Annotated in this window: 6 protein-coding genes; all 6 read left to right on the top strand. The window is 63.9% G+C overall.

The features are described from left to right. Positions 1 to 12: 12 nt before the first annotated feature. The 6 genes from pcsA to EN742_RS18525 all read left to right on the top strand — a co-directional run bounded on the left by pcsA (position 13) and on the right by EN742_RS18525 (position 6,809). Positions 13 to 843 carry a phosphatidylcholine synthase gene (gene pcsA, locus EN742_RS18550; RefSeq protein WP_126054539.1) on the top strand — a complete coding sequence of 277 codons (831 nt, stop codon included), beginning with the start codon at positions 13 to 15 and terminating at the stop codon, positions 841 to 843. A gap of 52 nt (positions 844 to 895) precedes the next feature. Continuing rightward, entirely contained in the window at positions 896 to 1,873 is a 978-nt protein-coding gene (locus tag EN742_RS18545) for a quinone oxidoreductase (protein WP_127406551.1), read from the top strand. A gap of 209 nt (positions 1,874 to 2,082) precedes the next feature. Next, a complete protein-coding gene (locus EN742_RS18540) occupies positions 2,083 to 3,660 on the top strand; it encodes an ABC transporter ATP-binding protein (RefSeq protein ID WP_189363177.1) in 1,578 nt (525 codons plus the stop codon). Then, entirely contained in the window at positions 3,657 to 4,769 is a 1,113-nt protein-coding gene (locus EN742_RS18535; protein WP_126054542.1) for an ABC transporter permease, read from the top strand. The genes EN742_RS18540 and EN742_RS18535 overlap by 4 nt, the downstream gene beginning before the upstream one ends. Further along, positions 4,769 to 5,689 carry an ABC transporter permease gene (locus EN742_RS18530; RefSeq protein ID WP_126054543.1) on the top strand — a complete coding sequence of 307 codons (921 nt, stop codon included), beginning with the start codon at positions 4,769 to 4,771 and terminating at the stop codon, positions 5,687 to 5,689. Before EN742_RS18535 ends, EN742_RS18530 begins: the two co-directional genes overlap by 1 nt. 52 nt (positions 5,690 to 5,741) lie before the next feature. After that, complete coding sequence (locus EN742_RS18525) at positions 5,742 to 6,809, top strand: BMP family ABC transporter substrate-binding protein (RefSeq protein WP_126054544.1); 1,068 nt, start codon at positions 5,742 to 5,744, stop codon at positions 6,807 to 6,809. The last annotated feature ends 120 nt before the right edge of the window (positions 6,810 to 6,929 follow it).

The following is a 6,929-nucleotide window of genomic DNA, read 5'->3' as shown; positions in this document are numbered from 1 at the left end:
CTGGCGGGGCCCGTGAGCAAGAACACTGCGGCGAGGAAAGCCGCCAAGAAAATCGCCGACCGGATTCCGCGACCGAAGAAGAAGGTGACGTGGCCGCAGGCGCGTGCGTTCTCGGTTCACCTTCTGACTGCTTCCGGCTCGTTCCTGGCCTTCCTGTCGCTGGTCGCGGCGAGCGAGCAACGCTGGACGGCGATGTTCTGGTGGCTGGGGCTGGCGCTGTTCGTCGACGGCATCGATGGTCCGATCGCCAGGAAACTTGAGGTCAAGGAGATTCTGCCGACATGGTCGGGCGAACTTCTCGACAACATCATCGACTACGTGACCTATGTGCTCATCCCGGCCTTCGCGCTCTATCAGCGCGGCTTCATGGGCGAAAAGCTGTCGTTCCTGTCGGCGGCGATCATCGTGGTCTCCAGCGCGATCTACTATGCCGACACCGGCATGAAGACGAAGGAGAATTTCTTCAAGGGCTTCCCGGTCGTCTGGAACATGGTGGTGTTCACGCTCTTCGTCATCGAGCCGGGGCAATGGGTTTCCTTCGCCGTGGTGGTGGTCGCCGGCATCCTCACCTTCGTGCCGATCAACTTCATTCATCCGGTTCGCGTGGTGCGGCTGAGGCCGGTCAATCTCGGCATGACGCTGCTGTGGTGTGCCTTCGGTGCGCTGGCACTGGCGCAGGCGGCACTCGCCGCCTTCTACGACCAGATCGGCGTGCTGGGCGAGCAGGTCAGCGTCTTCACCAAGGTCGGTATCACCGTGACCGGACTTTACCTCGCCTGCATCGGCGGTATCATGCAGGTCTTTCCAAAGCTCGGCGCCAAGCCGGGCGCCGGAAAAGACTGATTCCTGCGAAAGCCGGTTCCCAAGACGGCTTGATCCCAAGAGAGACTGCCCAATGCCCAAAGCGATCCGCATCCACGCCCATGGCGGCCCGGAAGTACTGACCTATGAGGATGCCGATCCGGGCCAGCCCGGGGCCGGGCAGGTCCTGATCAGGCACACCGCGATCGGCCTCAATTTCATCGATGTCTATCATCGCTCGGGCCTCTATCCTCCGCCCGGCGGCTTTCCGCTGATCCCCGGCGGCGAGGCGGCCGGCGTGGTGCTGTCGGTCGGCGCCGACGTCGACTGGCTGAAGGCCGGCGACCGCATCGCCTATGCCGTCAATGTCGGCGCCTATGCCGAGCAGCGGGTCATCGCCGCCGACCGTGTGGTGAAGGTGCCCGATGGCATCGGCGACGAGCAGGCGGCGGGGATGATGCTGAAAGGCATGACGGCCGAGTATCTTTTGCGCCGCACCTTCAAGGTGAAGGCGGGCGACACTATCCTGTTCCATGCGGCGGCCGGCGGCGTCGGCCTGATCCTCGGACAGTGGGCCAAGCATCTCGGCGCCACGGTCATCGGCACGGCAAGCTCCGCGGACAAGATCGAGCTCGCCAAGGCGCACGGCTTCGACCATGTCATCAACTACAAGGAGCACGATTTCGTCGCCGGTGTCGCCGCCATAACCGGCGGCAAAAAGTGCGATGTCGTCTACGATTCCGTCGGCAACGATACGTTCCCCGCTTCGCTCGACTGCCTGAAGCCGCTCGGCATGTTCGTCAGCTTCGGCCAGTCCTCCGGGCCGATCCCGCCCTTCTCTATGTCGCTCCTGGCGCAGAAGGGCTCGCTATACGCCACAAGGCCGACGCTGTTCGTCTACAACGCCAGGCGCGAAGACCTCGTGGCGTCGGCCGAGGCCCTGTTCGGCGTCGTGCAGAGCGGTGCGGTCGAGATCAAGATCAACCAGCGCTACCAGTTGAAGGACGCCGGCAAGGCACACTCCGATCTCGAGGGAAGGCGCACGACAGGCACCACCGTTCTGATCCCCTGATGCCGCCGTTCCTGGCGGCTTGCCGCGGTGGAAAGCATTGATAGTTGGCAAAGCCGGCCATCCACTTTCACCGGCTTTGCAAGGTACTTTTTTACCGCTTGAGTTTCCGCTGAAATTCTTGAAGCTCTTTCAAGTCGCGTGCCGCTTTCCGCCAACAGCCGGCAGCGCATACGATGCTTGCGGGAACACAGAACATATCTGGCAACCAGATGGGAGGCACTGTGAGTGCAAATCACGACAGCGCGAATCTGCTTGAAGTTCGTGGGCTGACCAAGATTTTCGGCACGCTGACGGCGTGTAACCATATCGACCTCAACATCGCCAAGGGCGAGATCCACGCCCTGCTCGGCGAGAACGGCGCTGGCAAGTCGACGCTGGTCAAGATGCTATTCGGTTCGCTGGAGCCGAATTCGGGTGAGATCTTCTGGGACGGCCAGCCAGTCCGGATCACCAACCCGGGCGCCGCCAAGAAGCTCGGCATCGGCATGGTGTTCCAGCATTTCTCGCTCTTCGAGGCGTTGACCGCGGCGGAGAACATCGCGCTGTCGCTGGATGACGGCTCGCCGATCAGCAGCATCGCCGCCAAGGCGAGGGCGCTCTCCTACAGCTACGGCCTGCCGCTCGATCCTGAATCGCTGGTCGGCGACCTCTCGGTCGGCGAACGCCAGCGCATCGAGATCATCCGCTGCCTGCTGCAGACACCGCAGCTGATCATCCTCGACGAACCGACATCGGTGCTGACGCCGCAGGAAGCCGACAAGCTGTTCGAGACGCTGGAAAGGCTGCGCTCGGAAGGCAAGTCGATCCTCTACATCTCGCACCGGCTGGAAGAGGTCAAACGTATCTGCGACCGCGCCACGGTGCTGCGCCACGGCAAGGTGGTCGGCCATTGCAACCCGCGCCAGGAGACCGCCGCCTCGCTCGCCCGCATGATGGTTGGCACCGAGGTCAAGGCGGTGGTGCGCGCGCCGGCCGAAGGCATCGAGATGGCGCCGGCGCTGCTCGAGATCCGCGCGCTGACCCGCAAGCCGGCGACGCCGTTCTCGATCCCGCTGAGGAACATCAACCTCACCGTGCGCGCCGGCGAGGTGATCGGCATCGCCGGCGTCGCCGGCAATGGCCAGGGCGAATTCTTCGAATCCGTCTCCGGCGAGGCGATGCAGCCGGATGCCGGCTCGGTGCGCATCCGCGGCAAGGACGCCGGCGGCCTCACCATCACCGGCAGGCGGCTGATGGGCGCGGCCTTCGTGCCGGAGGAGCGGCTTGGCCATGGTGCCGCGCCGCGCATGAAGCTCTCGGAAAACCTGCTACTGTCGCGCCACGCCACCGACGGCAAGGCCTTTGTCGGCTCTGGCGGCATGGTCAAGAGCGCCGCCATCTACGCTGCTTCCCAGCGTATCATCGAGGTGATGGACGTTCGCAAGAGCGCGCCCGATCCGGAAGCCGCGGCATTGTCCGGCGGCAACTTACAGAAATTCATCGTCGGCCGCGAACTCGACCGCAAGCCGAGCGTCATGGTGGTCAACCAGCCGACCTGGGGGGTCGATGCCGGTGCCGCGGCCCACATCCGCCAGGCGCTGATCGAACTGGCACGCAGCGGCTCGGCGGTGCTGGTCATCAGCCAGGACCTCGACGAGTTGTTCGAGATCTCGGATGCAATCGCGGTGATGCACAATGGCGAATTGTCGAAACCGCTACCGATCGCCGAAGCGACCTTCGAGAAGATCGGCCTCTTGATGGGCGGCGCCGAGCCCGGCCACGCCGAACACACGCTGGAGACGGCATGATGCGCCTCGAACTCGTCAAACGCCCGCAGCGCTCGGCGCTGTTTTCGATGCTGTCGCCCTTCATCGCCTTCGCGTTGACGATGATCGCCGGGGCCATCCTGTTCGCGCTGCTCGGCGTCAATCCGCTCAATGCCTTCAAGATCTATTTCATCGAGCCGATCAGCCAGGTCTGGCAGTTGCACGAGTTGGCGATCAAGGCCGCTCCGCTGATCCTGATCGCGGTCGGCCTGTCGGTCTGCTACCGGGCCAATATCTGGAACATCGGCGCCGAGGGGCAGCTGATCTTCGGCGCCATTTTCGGCTCGATCATCCCGGTGCTGTTCCCCCATTTCGAAGGCCCGCTGGTGCTGCCGCTGATGCTTATCCTCGGCATGTTCGGCGGTGCAGTCTATGCCGCCATCCCGGCACTGCTGAAGACGCGCTTCAGCACAAACGAGATCCTGACCAGCCTGATGCTGGTCTACGTCGCACAGCTCTTCCTCGACTGGCTGGTGCGGGGCCCGTGGCGCGATCCGCAAGGCCATGGCTTCCCGCAGACCATCCAGTTCGGCGACTCCGCCATCCTGCCCGAACTGATGCCTGACGCCGGGCGCGCCAATTGGGGCTTCGTCTTCGCCCTGGTCGCCGCCGTGCTGATCTGGCTGCTGATGGGCCGCATGCTGAAGGGCTTCGAGGTCCGCGTGCTGGGCTCCAGCCCGAGGGCAGGGCGCTTCGCCGGCTTCGGCTTCAACCGCATGGTGTTCTTCACCTTCCTGTTGTCGGGGGCGCTTGCCGGCCTGGCCGGTATCTCGGAAGTCTCAGGCGCGATCAACCAGCTGCAGCCCGTGATCTCTCCTGGTTATGGCTTCACCGCCATTATCGTCGCCTTCCTCGGCCGGCTCAACCCGCTCGGCATCATCGCCGCGGGCCTTGTTCTGGCGCTGACCTATCTCGGCGGCGAGGCCGTGCAGAGCGCGCTCGGCATCTCCGACAAGGTGGCGCGCGTGTTCCAGGGCATGCTTCTTTTCTTCGTGCTCGGCTGCGACACGCTCATCCACTACCGCATTCGTCTGATCGGCTTTGCCGCGCCAAAGCTCGAGGCCGCGCCCAAGCTGGAGGAGGCACGCTGATGGAAATCACCGTCAACATTCTTTTGACCATCGCCACCGCGGCGACGCCGCTGCTCATCGCGGCAATCGGCGAACTGGTGGTCGAGCGCTCCGGCGTCCTCAACCTCGGCGTCGAGGGCATGATGATCATGGGCGCCGTCGGCGGCTTCGGCGCCGGCTATCTCACCGGTTCGCCCTGGATCGGCCTGCTCGCCGCGATCGCCGTGGGGGCGCTGTTCTCGCTGCTGTTTGCCGTCATGACGCTGTCGCTGGCCACCAACCAGGTGGCGACCGGCCTGTCGCTGACATTGCTCGGCCTCGGTCTCTCCGGCATGATGGGAACGAGTTTCGTCGGCCAGCCCGGCCAGCGCCTGCCCAATCTCGACATTCCCGGCCTGAGCTCGATCCCGGTCGTCGGCAAGCTCATCTTCGGCCAGGATCCGGTCTTCTACATCTCGATCGCGCTGACCGCCGCCGTCACGTGGTTCCTGTTCAGGACCCGCACCGGTCTGACGCTCCGCTCGATCGGCGACAGCCACTCTTCGGCGCATGCGCTGGGCATCCACGTCATCCGCTACCGCTATCTGGCGGTGATCTTCGGCGGCGCCTGCGCCGGTCTTGCGGGCGGACACCTGTCGCTGGTGTACACGCCGCAATGGGTGGAGAACATGACCGCGGGGCGCGGCTGGATCGCGCTGGCGCTGGTGGTGTTCGCCTCCTGGCGGCCGTGGCGGGTGCTGGCCGGCGCCTACATCTTCGGCGCGGTGTGGATCGGCCAGCTTCATGCACAGGCTTTTGGCATTCCGATACCGTCGCAGATGCTTTCTTCGCTGCCCTATCTGGCAACCGTCGTGGTTCTCGTTCTAATCTCGCGCAACAAGCGTCTGACGATGATGAACACGCCGGCTTCCTTGGGGCAGCCATTCGTTCCGGATCGTTGACAACAAACAAAAAGACGGGAAGCTCCAAGGCTTAACTCAGAGAGGTAACACGATGAAAAAATTGCTTATTGCCCTGATGACCACGACCGCGGCCATTTCGCTGGCGGCAACGGCCGAAGCCGCCGACAAGCTCAAGGCGTGCTGGGTCTATACGGGCCCGATCGGCGACTTCGGCTATTCCTACCAGCACGACCAGGGCCGCCTCGAGGTGGAGAAGGCGCTCGGCGACAAGGTCGAGACCGCTTATCTGGAGAACGTCTCGGAAGGCCCCGACGCCGACCGCGCCTTCGAGCGCCTGGCGCGCGAAGGCTGCAAGCTCATCTTCGGCACCTCCTTCGGCTTCATGGATGCCGAAGTGAAGGTGGCCAAGAAATTCCCGAAGGTGATGTTCGAGCACGCCACTGGCTACAAGACCGGCGACAATCTCGGCATCTACAATGCGCGCTTCTATGAAGGGCGCTACGTCCTCGGCCAGATCGCCGCCAAGGAATCGAAGGCCGGCGTCGCCGGCTACATCGTGTCCTTCCCGATCCCCGAAGTGGTGATGGGCATCAACTCCTTCATGCTCGGCGCGCAGTCGGTCAACCCGAACTTCAAGGCCAAGATCGTCTGGGTGAACTCGTGGTTCGATCCGGGCAAGGAAGCCGACGCCGCCAAGGCGCTGTTCGACCAGGGCGCAGACATCATCGTCCAGCACACCGATTCCACCGCCGCGCTGCAGGTGGCGGAGGAGCGCAAGCTGCACGGATTCGGCCAGTCCTCGGACATGATCAAGTTCGCGCCGAACGCGCAGCTCACCTCGCTTACCGACGAATGGGGGCCGTACTACATCAGCCGCGTCCAGGCTGCCATCGACGGCACCTGGAAGCCGGACAATGTATGGCTGGGCATCAAGGACGGCGCCGTCAAGCTTGCGCCGTTCACCAACATGCCCGACGACGTCAAGGCGATGGCCGAGGCGACCACCAAGAAGATCGCCGATGGCTGGAACCCCTTCACCGGGCCGATCGCCAAGCAGGACGGCTCGCCCTGGTTGAAGGACGGCGAAGTCGCAGACGACGGTACGCTGCTCGGCATGAATTTCTACGTCAAGGGCGTCGACGACAAGCTGCCGCAGTAAGCGACGGTCGGACATTGAAATGAAAGGCCGCCCTCGGGGCGGCCTTTCATTTGCCGCATATTTTGCGTCAGACCGCCGAGCCGTAGAGATCGTAGGCGTCGGCGCGATCGACCTTGACCG

It is taken from the genome of Mesorhizobium sp. M4A.F.Ca.ET.020.02.1.1, assembly GCF_004022645.1.
In the GTDB taxonomy this organism is placed as follows: domain Bacteria; phylum Pseudomonadota; class Alphaproteobacteria; order Rhizobiales; family Rhizobiaceae; genus Mesorhizobium.
The sequence above is the reverse complement of the archived record's forward strand: the minus strand, read 5'-3'. Positions and strand labels throughout refer to the sequence as shown.

What these genes read in the sequence shown, in the direction of transcription:
- EN742_RS18540 (WP_189363177.1), top strand. Translation starts at nt 2,083, where the DNA reads ATGGGAGGCACTGTGAGTGCAAATCACGACAGCGCGAATCTGCTTGAA.
- EN742_RS18545 (WP_127406551.1), top strand. Translation starts at nt 896, where the DNA reads ATGCCCAAAGCGATCCGCATCCACGCCCATGGCGGCCCGGAAGTACTG.
- EN742_RS18530 (WP_126054543.1), top strand. Translation starts at nt 4,769, where the DNA reads ATGGAAATCACCGTCAACATTCTTTTGACCATCGCCACCGCGGCGACG.
- EN742_RS18535 (WP_126054542.1), top strand. Translation starts at nt 3,657, where the DNA reads ATGATGCGCCTCGAACTCGTCAAACGCCCGCAGCGCTCGGCGCTGTTT.
- EN742_RS18525 (WP_126054544.1), top strand. Translation starts at nt 5,742, where the DNA reads ATGAAAAAATTGCTTATTGCCCTGATGACCACGACCGCGGCCATTTCG.